Annotated in this window: 15 protein-coding genes; 8 read left to right on the top strand and 7 right to left on the bottom strand. The window is 41.8% G+C overall.

The features are described 5' to 3' along the window. Positions 1-347 precede the first annotated feature (347 nt). The 4 genes from rplT to thrS all read right to left on the bottom strand — a co-directional run bounded on the left by rplT (position 348) and on the right by thrS (position 3,586). The gene (gene rplT / locus ACN0T8_RS06755; protein ID WP_089138143.1) at positions 348-701 is read right to left on the bottom strand and encodes a 50S ribosomal protein L20; all 354 of its coding nucleotides are present in this window, start codon (positions 699-701) and stop codon (positions 348-350) included. 36 nt (positions 702-737) lie between these two features. Then, complete coding sequence (gene rpmI / locus ACN0T8_RS06750; RefSeq protein ID WP_027695677.1) at positions 738-932, bottom strand: 50S ribosomal protein L35; 195 nt, start codon at positions 930-932, stop codon at positions 738-740. Positions 933-1,105: 173 nt separating this feature from the next. Then, on the bottom strand, positions 1,106-1,657 hold the full coding sequence (gene infC, locus ACN0T8_RS06745) for a translation initiation factor IF-3 (RefSeq protein WP_089124061.1): 552 nt from the start codon (positions 1,655-1,657) through the stop codon (positions 1,106-1,108). 3 nt (positions 1,658-1,660) lie between these two features. Next, the gene (gene thrS / locus ACN0T8_RS06740) at positions 1,661-3,586 is read right to left on the bottom strand and encodes a threonine--tRNA ligase (protein ID WP_417879871.1); all 1,926 of its coding nucleotides are present in this window, start codon (positions 3,584-3,586) and stop codon (positions 1,661-1,663) included. A gap of 331 nt (positions 3,587-3,917) precedes the next feature. Between thrS and ACN0T8_RS06735 the strand changes: the two genes are divergently transcribed. Both ACN0T8_RS06735 and ACN0T8_RS06730 read left to right on the top strand, forming a co-directional pair. Further along, the gene (locus ACN0T8_RS06735) at positions 3,918-4,223 is read left to right on the top strand and encodes a hypothetical protein (RefSeq protein ID WP_417879870.1); all 306 of its coding nucleotides are present in this window, start codon (positions 3,918-3,920) and stop codon (positions 4,221-4,223) included. A 118-nt stretch (positions 4,224-4,341) separates the two neighbouring features. Beyond that, entirely contained in the window at positions 4,342-5,061 is a 720-nt protein-coding gene (locus ACN0T8_RS06730) for a DUF3581 domain-containing protein (RefSeq protein WP_417879869.1), read from the top strand. A 125-nt stretch (positions 5,062-5,186) separates the two neighbouring features. On the opposite strand, the gene ACN0T8_RS06725 is transcribed toward ACN0T8_RS06730, so the two are convergent. Together ACN0T8_RS06725 and ACN0T8_RS06720 are read right to left on the bottom strand one after the other, a co-directional pair. After that, the gene (locus ACN0T8_RS06725) at positions 5,187-5,402 is read right to left on the bottom strand and encodes a DUF3820 family protein (protein WP_027695672.1); all 216 of its coding nucleotides are present in this window, start codon (positions 5,400-5,402) and stop codon (positions 5,187-5,189) included. A 90-nt stretch (positions 5,403-5,492) separates the two neighbouring features. Continuing rightward, positions 5,493-5,696 (bottom strand): restriction endonuclease subunit S, encoded by a 204-nt coding sequence (locus ACN0T8_RS06720; protein ID WP_417879868.1) that lies wholly within the window; start codon positions 5,694-5,696, stop codon positions 5,493-5,495. Positions 5,697-6,091: 395 nt separating this feature from the next. On the opposite strand from ACN0T8_RS06720, the gene ACN0T8_RS06715 reads away from it, so the two are divergent. Genes ACN0T8_RS06715 through ACN0T8_RS06690 form a run of 6 tightly spaced genes read left to right on the top strand, consistent with a single transcriptional unit; the run spans position 6,092 to position 13,451 of the window. Further along, positions 6,092-7,048: an AAA family ATPase gene (locus ACN0T8_RS06715; RefSeq protein ID WP_417879867.1), complete on the top strand. Its 957-nt coding sequence runs from the start codon at positions 6,092-6,094 to the stop codon at positions 7,046-7,048. Further along, the gene (locus tag ACN0T8_RS06710; protein WP_417879952.1) at positions 7,048-8,028 is read left to right on the top strand and encodes a DUF58 domain-containing protein; all 981 of its coding nucleotides are present in this window, start codon (positions 7,048-7,050) and stop codon (positions 8,026-8,028) included. The genes ACN0T8_RS06715 and ACN0T8_RS06710 overlap by 1 nt, the downstream gene beginning before the upstream one ends. Continuing rightward, positions 8,021-8,752, top strand: a complete 732-nt coding sequence (locus ACN0T8_RS06705; protein WP_417879866.1) for a DUF4381 domain-containing protein — start codon at positions 8,021-8,023, stop codon at positions 8,750-8,752. Before ACN0T8_RS06710 ends, ACN0T8_RS06705 begins: the two co-directional genes overlap by 8 nt. Continuing rightward, the gene (locus tag ACN0T8_RS06700) at positions 8,745-9,707 is read left to right on the top strand and encodes a vWA domain-containing protein (RefSeq protein ID WP_417879865.1); all 963 of its coding nucleotides are present in this window, start codon (positions 8,745-8,747) and stop codon (positions 9,705-9,707) included. The genes ACN0T8_RS06705 and ACN0T8_RS06700 overlap by 8 nt, the downstream gene beginning before the upstream one ends. Beyond that, positions 9,700-11,688, top strand: a complete 1,989-nt coding sequence (locus ACN0T8_RS06695; protein WP_417879864.1) for a vWA domain-containing protein — start codon at positions 9,700-9,702, stop codon at positions 11,686-11,688. The genes ACN0T8_RS06700 and ACN0T8_RS06695 overlap by 8 nt, the downstream gene beginning before the upstream one ends. 20 nt (positions 11,689-11,708) lie before the next feature. Beyond that, positions 11,709-13,451 carry a BatD family protein gene (locus ACN0T8_RS06690; protein ID WP_417879863.1) on the top strand — a complete coding sequence of 581 codons (1,743 nt, stop codon included), beginning with the start codon at positions 11,709-11,711 and terminating at the stop codon, positions 13,449-13,451. Positions 13,452-14,630: 1,179 nt separating this feature from the next. Here ACN0T8_RS06690 and add read toward each other — a convergent pair. Beyond that, the gene (gene add / locus ACN0T8_RS06685; protein WP_417879862.1) at positions 14,631-15,779 is read right to left on the bottom strand and encodes an adenosine deaminase; all 1,149 of its coding nucleotides are present in this window, start codon (positions 15,777-15,779) and stop codon (positions 14,631-14,633) included. Positions 15,780-15,939 lie beyond the last annotated feature (160 nt).

Genomic DNA, 15,939 nt, shown 5'->3' with positions numbered 1-15,939 from the left:
CACCGTTATGCTAGTTTCCATACTTTAAGTAATTAAAGAATCACTAATTTAGCAAGTTCACTGACTTATTTCTGTCCAAACGTTGAGTTATCCACCTCTCTAGCTCAATTTATGTTTAAAAGCCAGATCCCGCATCTTCTTCGCTTAGGCTCATGTGCGGGATGACGGGGCCGGAGCGATTCCTTTTTGTCCAAAACACATGTTTCATGTTGATAGGTAAGATAGTCATATAATATTTTTTTGAGCCCAGCAAAATAGTGGTAATTTAGAATAAATGCCCCTAAAAATCAGACATAAAAAAAGAGAGCCTAGGCTCTCTTTTTCTTAATCTTAAAGACTGGTTCTAATTAAAGAGCAGCTTTTGCTTTTTCAACTAGTACTGCGAAAGCAGCTTTGTCGAATACAGCGATATCAGCAAGGATCTTACGATCGATCTCGATAGATGCTTTCTTAAGACCGTTGATGAAACGGCTGTAAGATAGACCATTTTGACGAGATGCAGCGTTAATACGAGCGATCCATAGTTGACGGAACGTACGCTTTTTATTGCGACGGTCACGGTATGCGTATTGACCAGCTTTTGTAACTGCTTGGAAAGCTACGCGGTAAACACGTGAACGTGCTCCGTAGTAACCTTTAGCTTGCTTTAGAACTTTCTTATGACGTGCACGAGCTTGTACACCACGTTTTACGCGAGGCATTATGCTTCTCCTAAACTATTAAATAAACTAAAAAAATTAAGCGTATGGAAGCATACGAACAACACCAGCTACTTCACATTTTGGAAGGATGGCATTTGGACGAAGCTGACGCTTGTTTTTAGTAGTACGTTTAGTCAGGATGTGACGTTTAGTTGCGTGCTTGAATTTAAAGCCGCCACCAGTTTTTTTGAAACGCTTCGCAGCGCCTCGGTTTGTTTTCATCTTAGGCATGATGAATAACTCCGCATTGTATGTATTAATCGTTCTACGTGCTAAGTAAATAGCTTTTAAGACGCAGTGTTAATAAACATATCGGTTAATATTATGTAATTAGGGCGAATAAAACCCCATCAATCACTGCATAACAGCGAATGACGAGGTTGTATTACTTGTAAGGCCGTTAATTACTTCTTTTTAGGGGCTAGCATCATGATCATTTGACGACCTTCTATACGCGTTGGGAAAGATTCAACCACTGCTAACTCTTCAGTGTCGGCTTTCAAACGGTTTAGAACGTCAACGCCAATTTCTTGATGCGCCATTTCACGGCCACGGAAGCGAATAGTTACTTTCACTTTGTTACCGTCTTCAAGGAAACCAGTCAGGTTGCGTAGTTTTACCTGATAGTCTCCGATATCAGTCCCAGGACGGAATTTAATTTCCTTAATCTGGATCTGCTTTTGCTTCTTCTTCTGCTCTTTAGCAGCTTTGCTCTTCTCAAAGAGGAATTTACCATAGTCCATAACACGACAGACAGGTGGTTCAGCGTTTGGACTGATTTCTACCAGGTCCATACCAGCTTCAAGAGCCGCTTCCATAGCTTCATTGATTGAAACAACACCTACGGCTTCGCCGTCTGCACCTGTTAAGCGTACTTCTTTAACGCCTCGAATTTCATCGTTTAAACGATGCTGGTTTTGCTTGGCCGGTTGTTGGCCTTTTCTTCCGCCTTTAATAGGTTATTCCTCCAGATTGAGCTTACGGCTTGAAACATCGGCTTGAAGATAAGAAATGAAATCTTCAACTTTGAATTTACCGAGGTCCTTACCTTTACGTGTACGTACTGCAATTTCGCCAGCTTCCATTTCTTGGTCGCCACAAACGATCATGTAAGGCACACGCTTTAAAGTATGTTCGCGGATTTTAAAGCCAATCTTCTCATTTCTCAAGTCCGCTTTTACTTTAAAGCCAGATTTTTGCAATTTTTGTGCAACTTGTTGCACATAATCCGCTTGTTTATCTGTGATTCCGGTAATAACAGCTTGTTCAGGCGCTAACCAAGTTGGGAAGAAACCGGCATATTCTTCGATTAAAATACCGATGAAACGCTCTAGTGAACCTAAAATTGCACGGTGAATCATAACTGGAACTAAACGTTCGTTGTTTTCACCTACATAAGTTGCACCTAAACGGCCTGGTAAGTTGAAATCAAGCTGAACCGTACCACATTGCCATGCACGATCTAGGCAGTCGTATAATGTGAATTCAATCTTAGGTCCATAGAACGCGCCCTCACCTTCTTGAATTTCGTATGGAATATCCATCGATTCCAATGCAAGTTTCAGATCGCTTTCTGATTTATCCCAAATTTCATCACTACCTACACGCTGTTCAGGACGAGTTGATAGTTTCACAGCGATATTTTCAAAACCGAACGTGTTATATACATCGTAAACCATCTTGATGCATTGCTTTACTTCGTCTTGAATTTGATCTTCTGTACAGAAAATATGTGCATCATCTTGAGTAAAGCCACGAACACGCATAATGCCGTGTAGGGCACCAGATGGTTCGTTACGGTGACATGAACCAAACTCTGCCATACGTAATGGAAGATCACGGTATGATTTCAAACCTTGGTTAAAGATTTGAACGTGACCTGGACAGTTCATTGGTTTAATTGCGTATTCACGGTTTTCAGAAGACGTTGTGAACATCGCATCAGCGTATTTATCCCAGTGGCCAGAACGTTCCCAAAGCACACGGTCCATCATTAATGGGCCTTTTACTTCTTGGTAGTCGTACTCTGTTAATTTCTCACGTACGAACACTTCCAACTCACGGAAAATCGACCAACCATTGTGATGCCAGAAGACCATACCCGGCGCTTCTTGCTGCATGTGGAATAAATCTAAGTGCTTACCGATTTTACGGTGGTCACGTTTCGCTGCTTCTTCTAAACGAACAAGGTGCTCTTTTAGTAATTTCTTATCTGAAAATGCTGTGCCATAGATACGTTGCAGCATTTTATTATCGCTGTTACCACGCCAGTATGCGCCCGCTACATTCAATAGAGTGAAATGTTGGCAGAAGCTCATATTTGGTACGTGTGGACCACGACACATGTCAATATATTCTTCATGATGATAGAGACCCGGACGATCGTCACGTGCCACATTCTCATCTAAAATTTCGATTTTGTAACTTTCATCACGTGATTCAAACGTATCACGCGCTTCTTGCCAACTAACGTTCTTCTTGATGACTTGATATTTGGTTTTCGCAAGTTCTTTCATACGCTTTTCAATCGCGTCTAAATCTTCTTGCGTTAAAGAATGCTCGAGATCGATGTCATAGTAGAAGCCTTTATCGATCGTTGGACCAATCGCCATTTTAGCTTCAGGGAAAAGTTGCTTAATCGCATGACCAAGCAAGTGAGCACATGAGTGGCGAATGATTTCTAAGCCATCTTCATCTTTAGCAGTGATGATTTCTAAGCTCGCATCATTTTCAATAAGGTCACACGCGTCAACACGGTTACCATCAACACGGCCTGCGATGGTTGCTTTCGCAAGACCAGGACCGATTGATAAAGCAACATCCATAGTTGAAACAGCGTTGTCGAATTGGCGAGTACTGCCATCAGGAAGAGTAATTACAGGCATGATATATCCTATTTCCAGTGGTGCCACATACCAAGTAGCACATGAGTTTAAATTTAACCTACATAATCAGTAGGTTATAAGAAGAGAGTAAATTGTTTTCAAAGATTTGGTACAAGTTTTAGTACTAATTCAAACTTTTCCAAATATGAAAGTAAGTATTCTAAAGAAATTCACTGGAATTGAAAGATTACAACGCAAAATAATATCCATTGGCTAAAGTTAAGGTGTAGGCCTGTTATTTGATATTACCTTTACAAACTTATGATCTATCCGCAACGATACACATTTGCCGTGGAGTCCATATTCAAGAAAAGCTGTGAGGAATTACACTATGGTCGGCGCTAAAGATTTTGCCTCGTGGTTAAAGGATAAATTTATCAATGAGACACAAGGCGTCACGTTAACTCGACGTGATATTAACCAACTGACAGGGCGTCAGGGCTTTAACCTTGGGTTCGTGCACGATACTCATTACGAGCTGATGCGATATGCTATTGCCTTCGTCACAGATACGGCACGTGAAAATTTTTATCTCATCCCAGTCAATGATTGCAAGCACTGGCGCTCAGCACTTGAAAGTCAATTTGAGAAAGAGCTTTACTGCAATATCTACCCTATTGAGCGCTCTTCTGGTTAAGCTTTTATCTACTAACCTTATAACATGCAAAAGAAAAGCAATTTATTTTCACTGGACTGACCAATTATGTTCGATTGTCATATATAATCTCGGCTGTTTTTTCTATTAGTAGTGAATTATGTTTCTAACACCTTATTTCTCAACTCAAGATAGCGCTTTCCAATTTACTCGTCAGCAAGCAAGCCATTTTGCTAAAAAAGTGGCGGGTGACTTTAACCCTATTCATGATGAAGACAGCAAACGTTTCTGTGTTCCTGGTGACCTTTTATTTGCCGTTTTATTGCAACAGGAAGGTATTAGCCAAAAAATGAGCTTCCGTTTTTCTGGCATGGTCTCTGATGGTGTTGCTTTACATATAGAAGAGAAAGGGCCTCAAGACAGTGCTTTAGTTGATGAAAATGGTAAAGAATACCTACTCATGCATCACGAAGGCGAAAAAAGCCAAAATCAAAACTTTATTGAACATGTCGTCACAAACTACGTTCAGTTTTCTGGTATGAATTTCCCCCACATCATGGTTCCTCTAATGGAAGAAGAACAGATGATGATTAATACTCAACGCCCTCTCGTGATCTACGAAAGCATGGATGTTGAGTTCTGCCGCTTAGATCTCTCTCATCCAGAAGTCGAGTTTACTGGTGCGACGTTTGATGTCACAGGTAAGCGCGGTGTAGTAACGTTGAACTTTGCTTTTAAAGAAGATGGTGAAGTCGTTGGTAAAGGTGTGAAAAAAATGATCGCGAGTGGCTTGAAGCCCTATCAACAAGAAGATATTGATGAATTCGTCAATCGCTTTAATGCATGTAAAGCCGCTTTTACTGCCGAATATAATTCATAATTTTTCAGCTCAGCAGTCACTCCTTACTACAGCCTATACATAAAAAAAGTGAAGCCCTCTGAGCTTCACTTTTTTATGTTTGAAAGACTATTTCAAACCGATATAAACTCAAAATCTATATCAACTCATCGCTTTAACGGTTTCACTAGGCTATCTAACCCTTCCACTTTTAACGCTAAGCATAATTTCAATAAATCTCCTAACTCTCCTTTAGGAAATTCCGCTTTATTTTGAAACCACAGCAGATACTCTTCAGGCAAATCAATCAACATGCGCCCAGCATACTTACCAAATGGCATGGGCATACGAGCCAGCTTTATCAGGTTTTCTTTTTCTAACACTGTGAGTTCCATCTAAGATAATGAAAATACTTAAAAAAACGCCTGCAACTAAAAGGCAAGCGTTTATTCAGTCGTTTAACTCAAAGCAGATTAATGCACTGGACGCGCATCATTATCATTAAACTTACCAAAGTGCTCTTCAAGAACTTCAGGAGTTAATTTACCTTCTGCTTCTAGCTGCTTAAGTTTTGCAACAATTGCTTTTTGCTCTTCAATGCTTGGTAATGGTGTTTCTGGAGCTTCTGTCATCTCCGCCGACATTTGCTCTAGCTCTTTTTCAATATCATTACTCATGATCTAATTCCCAAGGTTACAATTTATAAAATCAATTGCATTAATTCTAACGATTTTGGCTCACAACTGCCAGAAAACCAGCTTGAAATAACCTTATTTATACCCAAGTGACTTCAAGGTGCAGAATTCAGATATATCATCCAAAACTTTATACTTCGTTAAATTGAACACAAATAGAATGACTATGATCATATTCAATTTGTCTTGCCCAAAGCTTGTTTTATTCTTGCTGAAACTCGCACCTTAAAGTGATTTGGGTATATAGCTTACTTTTAATTTGTCATTAGAGAGAACTTTTTCACTCTCTCGTGGTCATAGAACTCAAGTTACAAATTGTCACATTTGACGACATTTCATAAACGTATTAATCAGACACATCAGGAGATATTTTGACCATGCATTCGGACACTTTTGCCCAGCTCCAGCAATATTTGAATTCTCAAGTGATTGGCCAAAATGAACTAGTTAAACAATTATTAGTGGCACTACTCGCCGATGGACACATTCTAGTGGAAGGTCCTCCAGGACTGGCTAAAACCCGTGCAGTTAAAGTATTAGCCGATTGTATTGAAGGTGACTTTCACCGCGTGCAATTTACTCCCGATCTTTTACCAGCTGACTTAACGGGTACGGATATCTTCCGCCCTGAAACCGGAGAATTTACCTTCCAAGCGGGTCCAATATTTAACTCATTAATCTTAGCCGATGAAATTAACCGTGCACCAGCTAAGGTACAAGCGGCAATGCTCGAAGCGATGGCAGAAAAGCAAATTACGGTTGGACGAGAATCTTATAAATTACCCGACTTGTTCCTAGTGATGGCCACCCAAAACCCGATTGAACAAGAAGGCACTTACCCTCTTCCTGAAGCGCAGTTAGACCGTTTCTTGCTGCACCTTGAAGTAGACTACCCAAATGCGGAAAGTGAGTTAGATATTTTGCGCCTTAACCGCGGTGAAGCTCAAGGCCAGCTTGCCAGTCAGCCGGTGAAGCTATCTCAACAAACCATTTTTGATGCTCGACAAGCAGCACTTTCGATCCACATGGCAGAAAATGTTGAGCAATACATTATTCGTTTGATCATGGCCACGCGTCAGCCATCACAATACAACCCACTGTTAGCAGAATGGCTACAAATGGGAGTGAGCCCTCGCGCCACTATCGCACTTGATCGTTGTGCTCGTGCGCATGCTTGGTTGGCAGGTCGCGATTTTGTTAGCCCTGAAGATGTTCAAGCAATGGCCTTCCCTATTCTACGTCATCGTTTATTACTTAGCTATCAAGCACAAGCAGAAGGCATAACTTCTAACCGCGTGATCGCAGAATTACTGGCACAGGTTGGCAGTGCATGATGGAGCAAAAGTTACCCCCTTTTGCCACGGGCGTAGAATTAAGCTTAAAAGAATTGCTGTACTACAAAAGCCATACCGTGCATTGGCAGCCGCCAAGTAAAAGCCTATGGTCACAACTGAACGGCAGTCATACTAGTAGCCAGAAAGGTCGTGGTATGAATTTCTCAGAAGTTCGTCAATATCAAGCGGGCGATGATATTCGATCTATTGATTGGCGAGTCACTGCGCGTACCGGAAAAGCGCATACCAAACTGTTTACTGAAGAGCGTGAACAGCCCGTGATCTTATATTTAGATCTCAGTGCAAGCATGCGTTTTGGCTCACAATTGTTATTTAAAACGGTTCAATGTGCGCATCTCGCCAGTTTATTAAGCTGGCTCGCAGTAGAGCAAAAAGATCGCATTGGCGCCGTGATTGATATGGGAGACCGTTTGATTGAGCTAAAACCGACCGCGCGTCAACAAGGTGCATTACATATTAGTCATCAATTAGTTGAGCTTAATAATGAGTCAATTAAACAGCTACAAGCCCAGCAAAAAACCAATACAACACCAACTAAAGAATTACCATTCCAACAAGTACTTCAAACCCTACACCGTATGTGTCCGAAAGGCAGCGATATCGTTTTCATTAGTGATTTTAAACGCTTAAATTTAGACGGAAAACCACTACTGAATCAACTCAGACAACATAATCGCTTGCAGTTTATCCATATATTCGATCCTCTAGAAATGGGGAATACTGATTTTCGTGGCAGTGAATATGTCAGCAATGGTGAACAAACTCGCTGGTTGAACTTTGGGCAAAAAAATACCCGAACACAACTAAAAAACCGCTATATTGAACATCTCAATCAAATAGAGAAAATCTGTAAAAGCCTCGCTATTCCGATGCGTTCTTTATCATGCTCAGAACCTTTATTATCTCAACTAGGTGCACCCTCATCATCCGCACCAAATTCAGGAAATATCAATGAATAACGCTCCATTATCTGCGGTATCACAAGCTCAACCGGCGTTGTCTGAGTCAGGCTCTCAAACGCTTCCTTTAGCACCGTTACATTTACCAACAGAACCCGGTTTGTGGCCTATTGCTTGGGGATGGTGGGCTTGTGCGGCCATCATTATTCTGGCGATCATCATTGCGCTAATTATTGCCTCTCGTTATAAAAAACGCCGTTTAGCGAAAAAGGCTGCCCTACGGTTACTGGCGCAAAACAGTAGTAAACAGCAAGGCCAGAAAAAAGTCGCCACAGCCAATGACCTACTTCGCCAAGTCTGCTTCTCTTATTATCCAAGACCGATGCTTGCCAGCTTACATGGTGAACGTTGGTACACGTTTTTAGATGAACAACATCCATCGAATAAAAACAACTTCCAATCCAACCAGAAAAACTGGCAGACTGCTTTATATGAAAAACAAGATGTTTCACAAGATCTTGCAAACCAACTTTACCAACAAGTAGAGGAATGGATCACCCAATCACTACCGCCAAGCAAAAAGAAAATCAAAGCCGCTCAACAAGCATTTAAGCAATCGGCCAATGCTCTGAATGATGGTATGGTTTCAGCGGCTCGCCCGGCCAACCCATCACCAAAAGTACGACAAGCTCCAAAGTCATTAATTGAAAAAGAACGAGTTCTCAACGAACTTGAGTCCAAAGTTCAAAACCCAACAGATAAAGGTTCCAAAGACGATGTTTGAGTTTCATTGGGTGTGGGTGTTTCTCGCCTTACCACTGCCTTTGATTGTTTATTGGTTTGCTCCAGCTCATAAACCTAGGGCTGCCATTATTTTACCTACCTTACCAACAGAAGATAATGTCCAACAAAAACAACATATTGGACTTAAAGTTCTCGCTATCATTATCTGGTTATTATTAGTCACCGCTGCGGCAAGACCAATATGGTATGGCAAACCTGTCGAATTCCAACCGAAGCATCGCGATATGATGTTAGTCGTCGACTTATCCGGTTCTATGGCACAAGAAGACATGAATTCACCTTCAGGCTATATCGACCGTTTAAGCGCGGTAAAACAAGTATTAACCGATTTCATTACCAAGAGAAAAGGCGACCGTTTAGGATTAGTGTTATTTGCTGATCACGCCTACTTGCAAACTCCGCTGACGCTCGATCGCACCACCGTATTGCAGCAGTTAAACCGTGCTCAATTAAATATGATAGGGACTCAAACTGCGATTGGTGAAGGCTTAGGTATTGCCACTAAAACCTTTATCAAAAGTGAGGCTGAGCAACGCGTTATCGTACTACTCAGTGATGGTAGTAATACCTCGGGCGTCATTGATCCAATTGAAGCGGCTCATATCGCCAAAGAAAATCACGCCATTATTTATACCGTTGGTGTGGGTGCAGGTGAATTACAAATAGATAGCTTCTTTGGTAGCCGTACCGTAAATACCGCTCAAGACTTGGATGAAAAAACACTTACTCAAATTGCACAAATGACTGGCGGAAAATATTTCCGCGCTAGAGATCAAAAAGAATTGAACGAAATTTACGACACCATTAACCAATTACAACCGGTCAGCAATGCGACACAAACGTGGCGACCACAAACTGAATGGTTTACTTATCCACTCGCTTTAGCGTTGATTTTGTCATTTATCCTTGCCGTATTAAGGAGACGACATGTCTAATTTCCAACTTCTTAATCCTACTTGGTTATATGCGATCATTCCTGCCCTATTACTTAGCGTATGGTTGTATCGAAAACCGAAAACTACCAGCTTAATTGCTAACCACCTAAGTCAACAATTAGGGTTAGACCAAACCAAAACACACAGCTCAGTAATTGGAGTATTACTCTCTGCTTGGCTGATTGCCATCATCGCTCTAGCAGGGCCAAGCTTTCAGAAACAGCAGGTTCCAAGTTTTGGTGTAAATAATGCACGAGTGATAGTGATGGACATGACTTTATCTATGTACGCCACCGATCTGGCTCCAAATCGTTTAACCCAAGCTCGCTACAAAGTCATGGGTTTACTACCAGCATTGAAAGAAGGCACCACCGGGCTAGTCGCCTACTCGGCCGATGGTTATATGATTAGCCCATTAACCCATGATGCCAACACGCTGAAAAACTTAATTCCAAACCTATCTCCCGATATCATGCCGACTCATGGCAGTAATGCGGGTGCTGGCGTAAAAAAAGCCATTGATATGTTGACTCAAGCAGGCCACCAGCAAGGTGACATTATTTTAGTTGCCGATGGGTTAAGTTCTGCGGAATCAGACAACATCGCGACCCAACTTAAAGGTACGAATTGGAATTTATCTGTGATGTCAGTTGGCACCGCACAAGGCGCACCGATTCGCCTACCTAGTGGCGATATGTTTACTCATAATGGTGTCACCGTGGTTGCGAAAGCCGATCTCAACGCACTGCAATCATTAGCCCAAACGGGACATGGTGTTTATACCGCGCTTCGCACTGATGATGTCGATATTCAAACGCTTGCCCAAGCCCTCAATCATGTGGAATTAAACACCAGTAAACAAAATAAAGGATCGCCAGAATTGGAAGTACATATTAATAATGGTTTTTGGCTATTACCTATCTTGCTTATTTTTGCTCTTGGTTCGTTTCGCCGTGGTGGAATTTTCAGCCTAGCACTTTTAGTCAGCCTACCCTTGCTGCAACCTCAAGATGCTTTCGCGGCACAAGAAGCCCAACCAAAGACGACGCTTGAATCTAGTTTTGACATTACATCAGCATTTAAAACACCCGACCAGCAAGGTTACCAATCTTATCAAGCCAAAGATTATGCAAAAGCCGCCACGCAATTTGAAAACCGTGCATGGCAAGGCGCGGCTCAATATCAGGCAGGCAATTACCAAGCGGCGATTCAATCTCTGCAAGGCTTAAAGGATGAAGACTCTCGCTACAACTTAGCCAATGCACAAGCCCAAGCAGGCCAGTTAGAACAAGCTAAACAAGGTTATAAAGACATCTTAAAAATCAATCCAAATCATGCGGATGCGAAAAAGAATTTAGAGATCGTCAATAAAGCTTTGCAGCAACAAAAGCAGCAGAACAACCAACAACAAAACCAAGACGATAAAAATAACAAACAAGACGATCAGCAAAAGAACGACAAAGACTCGCAAGAACAGCAGTCTAAAGATCAACAAAGCCAAGACTCGAAGGGAAATAACGCTCAAGATAACTCGTCTCAAAGTGACCAATCTCAAAAGAATCAGTCACAAGACTCACAATCGCAAAACAACCAAAACAAATCTGCTCAAAAGCAAAAGCAAGATTCTCAACAAAATCAGAATCAATCTGAGCAAAATGAGCAAGAGCAAGAGCAAGAGCAAGATAATAAAGATCAGCAACATAACTCTCAGCAGAACAGCGAAGAAAAGTCTAAACAGCAGCAGGCTCAAGCCCAACAACAAGCAGAGCAATCAAAACAAAAAGAAGATCAACAAAAACAACAAGCGATGGCTGCGAGTCAGCAAGATAACAACAACCCAGCAGGTAACACGGTCGCGGTTGATCCAAAACTCAATAAACTAGAACAGATCCCTGATGATGCAAGACGCTTACTACAAGCTCAAATGGCGCTTGAAGCCCAGCAAAATCCGCAACCAGAATCTAACGGTCAGCAATGGTAAATCGACGAATGGAAAACACAATGTATTCAATCTTTTCTCAACTATTGTCTCAGTTAAGCGCCTCAAAACTAAAGCGTGCTTGCCATAAACAATTCGCCCTATTAAGCGCTGTTTTAATGTCACTTGCGATAAGTCATAGTGCATTTGCCAATGATATACAGGCGACCGCTTCCGTCTCACAAACCCGTTTAAGCACCAATGAAGTATTTAATCTACAAGTGGCGTATATGGGCGCAGCTCACCGAGAAGATTTCGACCCAAGCGCACTAGATAAAGACTTCACTCAAGGTTCGGTACAATTTGGTTCATCGCGTTACAGCGTCAATGGCAAAGTCACATTAAGAAGTGAATGGAACATCAGTCTGGCGACCAATAAATCTGGTAACGTTATCATTCCGAGTTTTGAAATCAATGGCGTTAAAACCGATCCCATTACCTTGCATGTCAGCAACGATCCAAGCACGCCAAAACAAAGCGACCTAATTAGCTTTGATGACAGCATTTCAAAAACCACTTTATACCCAAAAGAGATGGCGACTTTCACTTCTCGATTATTGGTGAAGACCGACCCCCGTGGTTTGCAAAACACTAAGCTCACGCCACCTTCAGGTGATGGCTTAAGCATCAAGCCGATCGGCCAGCCTAACCAATATCAAAAAATCATTAATGGCATTGAAACGACGGTTGTAGAACAAGAGTATCGTGTAACCGCCGAACAATCTGGAACGCATCAGCTTATCCCTACTCGCCTACAAGCCTCTGTGATTAGTATCAACCGCACAACCGGCATCCGTCGCATTGTGCCAGTCGATGTGCAACCAAAGCCTATCACCATAACGGTGAAGGAGAAACCTTCTTCATACCAAGGCGCATGGCTGCCTACTCAATCACTAACCTTGCAACAAGGCTGGCAAGACAGTGAAGGTAACATGCTAGATTCATCTACCGCTATAGATACCACAGTTGGTCAACCGATTACCCGAATTCTCGCCCTAGCCGTCCAAGATGTGAGCGCAGAAAGTTTGCCTGAACTTAAAATTGACTACCCAAATTCAGTACGTGTTTACAGCGAAAAACCAAAATTTGGCCAAGATGAATCCGGCAATACTGTCATGACACTAAAGCAAGTCATCATGCCGAAAAAATCCGGTGATATCGCACTACCTTCCGTAAGCGTGCCTTGGTGGAACTCAAAAGCCAACCAAGCAGAAACCGCCAAGGTAAATGGAATCACTCTAAAAGCGAAAGTAGATGAGAATGCGCCACAACCATCGCAAGCGTTAAACGTGCAGCCTGAAAGTACAACTAACACTACCGAAAGTGATAACGCCGCTGAACCTAAAGCCGCACCGGCAATTAATAGTACTAAGGCAAGTTTTTGGCCATACACGACTGCTCTATTTGCCGCTTTATGGTTAATAACACTAGTATTATTCGTGCAGCAAAAGCGCAAACAACCTCAACTACCAACTGAGGAAATCACGCCAAGTAAAGCACAACCAAATAGCTTTATTGATGCGGTTAAATCCAAAGACGGTGCAAAAATTCAAAGTGCTTTTGCTCAATGGCAAGCTCAACATTCAAATGTAGCCGCCGATCTCAAACACAGTATCCAGTCAGAAATCAACGCATTGATGGCAAGCTTATACGGCCCTCAACAGCAAGATTACGACACTCAAACCTTGCTAAAATTAATCAAGCAAGCAGAAAAACAAAGCAAGAAAAAGCTAAATAACAAACAAGATGAGATCGCTAAGCTGTAGGTAAAAAGATAGCCAAAGCCGGAAACGAAACACCCCATTGATATTTGATCAATGGGGTGTTTTTGTTGTGAAGCGATAGGTTGGGGTTGAGAGGTAATATGATTTTTGCTGGTAGATGCTAAAAGTTGGGACTGGGTTTGGACATAAATGAATTACTCCGGCCCAGTCATCCCGCACATGAGCCTAAGCGAAGAAGATGCGGGATCTGGCTTTTAAACATAAAATTGAGCTAGAGAGATGGATAACTCAACGTTGGACAATTCCGATTTACAGTGCTGCTGTAGTTTTAATATTTTGGATAGGACTTCTCATCACTGACAAAGGGAAGACTAAAATAGTTTTGCATTTGAGGAAGTGACGTCCTACTAACCCTGCATAAATCAAGCAACATCAACTGAAATTGGTAGAGATTCTGCTGCTGCCTATCAGGAAACCCATATATATACACATTTTCGAGTTCAGCAGTACTGGTATGAGAAAAATTAAGTCAATTGACACGTTGGTGAGATGTAATATTGGTCAATATTAGCTCACTTTGGGGCATAAATAAGTCATTCACATCAACCCTCCCCCGCCCTCCCTTGGCTGTAAATCTTTATACCAAATATTTTCCATTGGTAAAGAGGGAGTTATTTGTGATCGCTTGTTGTGTAATGGTATTAGCGTAAAAAAACACTGTAACTATTCAGCGCGTGATAAGTAGATTCCTGCTCTCGCTTAGGCTCGGCTGGAATGACGCTCTCATAATGTGCGGTGAATATTGAGTCGATATTGCAACTACAAGCGACAAAGACCAGCTCTTCCCTTTGATAAATTAATCCACTTGGCAACAGAAGTTGATATAAGGGGAAGCGGGGATGAGGTTTATTACGCCAAATCCTTTTGGAGCAAATATGCTTATTCCCCAGCTGTCACCCCGCACATGAGCCTAGGCGAAGAAGATGCGGGGTCTTGCTTACGTAACTTTCATTGGTGTGAGAGATCCCGGATAACTCATCCCTCGTTTCCGGAATGACGAGCTTGAGAGGAGCTAACACTTTGGATCATTAACTGATTTTGGGAAATAAATATTTATAAAAGGCAGCTGACCAATGTGAAGTGATCGCTGCCTTTATGGAAGAAGAATTTATTATTCTCCGTGGATTTTTATTACGATTTTATATTATAAGTGGCGTAGAATTACTTATGATATAAACGGCTTTGTAAGCGAGTTTTCAAAGCGCCATCCGTTAAACCTGCCGCATGGACTTCCAAATCATGCCAATCTTGCGCAGTAAACGCTTGGTAGGTCTTATCGATTAAACCTTGCTTCACATCATCCGCAACAAAAGCAGCTTCTAGAGCACATAACGTAACATCCAATAATTCGATACGATTAAATCCAAATACCGTTTCTGCAATGTGGTATTCCTTAGCGACATCGGTACCAAATAAGCCCGCATCATCAGTATTAATCGACAAACGCACGCCCTTTTCATATAAGCAACGTAAAGGGTGATTATCGAGCTTTTGTTCAAACTCCGTGACTAGAATTCGGTTACTGGTTGGAGCCACTTCTAAGGTAATGTTTTCTGCAATCAATTGCTCAATCAAAGCGTCATCTTTAATGGCTGCAATACCATGACCAATACGTTTTGCACCAAACTTTAAAGCATCACGCATACTTTCAGGGCCACGAATTTCACCCGCATGATAAGACTTAGGTAATGGGATATTATCCACCAAATCATGAACGTAGATGAAATCTTCAAATTCACCCGCCATTTCGTTACCGGCAATATTGAAACCTGTGACAATTTCACGCGAGTTGTTCGCGATAAAATCTACACTTAAATTCAGATGCTCTAGGCTTAAGTGGCGCACACCACAGCCTTGCAGACGCGTTTCTGTGCCATATTCATCTTTTACTTCATTAATCGCACGCTCAATGCCATCCATAAATTCGTGGTATTTATTCGCATTCAACGACACCGCGCCATGAGCATCTTCTTCACAACATAAGTGGAAGGCAGATGTGATCATTTCACAGTAGATCATCCCCTGTTGCGCATTACGGCTCAGGTAGTCTTTCATGATCAGGTAGTAATCATCGGCATCACGAACGAGATCGGCCACAACATCATACGCTTTTACGAATTCACCAAAGTCAGTTTCATCGTATTGATAACGACCATTCGGAAACTCCGCTTTATCATAAGCACCATCGGCATAGAGAAAATCATCAGGTAATGACACCTCATGTTTTTTAGCTAAGATCAAAGCCATTTCAGGCGTTACAGAACCTTCAATATGTTCATGCAAAATTACTTTAGGAAGCGTAGCGGTCATGATTTTATCTCTATTGATTAATCTATTTATGGCACCTTACCGTTCCATTTTATTAATGCAACAGTAGAGTATTAAAAATTACGTACTGAAACACAGCAAACGTTTTCGCTAGGTCGCACTGCTAACCTGCTCTATTAACTGTACAGGTTAATCGCTCAAC

The sequence above is a fragment of the Vibrio sp. genome, assembly GCF_048266485.1.
Taxonomy (GTDB): Bacteria; Pseudomonadota; Gammaproteobacteria; order Enterobacterales; family Vibrionaceae; genus Vibrio.
Note: the sequence above shows the minus strand (reverse complement) of the source record. Positions and strands in the feature narration are given on the sequence as shown.

What these genes read in the sequence shown, in the direction of transcription:
- rplT (WP_089138143.1), bottom strand. Translation starts at nt 701, where the DNA reads ATGCCTCGCGTAAAACGTGGTGTACAAGCTCGTGCACGTCATAAGAAA.
- rpmI (WP_027695677.1), bottom strand. Translation starts at nt 932, where the DNA reads ATGCCTAAGATGAAAACAAACCGAGGCGCTGCGAAGCGTTTCAAAAAA.
- thrS (WP_417879871.1), bottom strand. Translation starts at nt 3,586, where the DNA reads ATGCCTGTAATTACTCTTCCTGATGGCAGTACTCGCCAATTCGACAAC.
- ACN0T8_RS06735 (WP_417879870.1), top strand. Translation starts at nt 3,918, where the DNA reads ATGGTCGGCGCTAAAGATTTTGCCTCGTGGTTAAAGGATAAATTTATC.
- ACN0T8_RS06730 (WP_417879869.1), top strand. Translation starts at nt 4,342, where the DNA reads ATGTTTCTAACACCTTATTTCTCAACTCAAGATAGCGCTTTCCAATTT.
- ACN0T8_RS06720 (WP_417879868.1), bottom strand. Translation starts at nt 5,696, where the DNA reads ATGAGTAATGATATTGAAAAAGAGCTAGAGCAAATGTCGGCGGAGATG.
- ACN0T8_RS06715 (WP_417879867.1), top strand. Translation starts at nt 6,092, where the DNA reads ATGCATTCGGACACTTTTGCCCAGCTCCAGCAATATTTGAATTCTCAA.
- ACN0T8_RS06710 (WP_417879952.1), top strand. Translation starts at nt 7,048, where the DNA reads ATGGAGCAAAAGTTACCCCCTTTTGCCACGGGCGTAGAATTAAGCTTA.
- ACN0T8_RS06705 (WP_417879866.1), top strand. Translation starts at nt 8,021, where the DNA reads ATGAATAACGCTCCATTATCTGCGGTATCACAAGCTCAACCGGCGTTG.
- ACN0T8_RS06700 (WP_417879865.1), top strand. Translation starts at nt 8,745, where the DNA reads ATGTTTGAGTTTCATTGGGTGTGGGTGTTTCTCGCCTTACCACTGCCT.
- ACN0T8_RS06695 (WP_417879864.1), top strand. Translation starts at nt 9,700, where the DNA reads ATGTCTAATTTCCAACTTCTTAATCCTACTTGGTTATATGCGATCATT.
- ACN0T8_RS06690 (WP_417879863.1), top strand. Translation starts at nt 11,709, where the DNA reads ATGTATTCAATCTTTTCTCAACTATTGTCTCAGTTAAGCGCCTCAAAA.
- add (WP_417879862.1), bottom strand. Translation starts at nt 15,779, where the DNA reads ATGACCGCTACGCTTCCTAAAGTAATTTTGCATGAACATATTGAAGGT.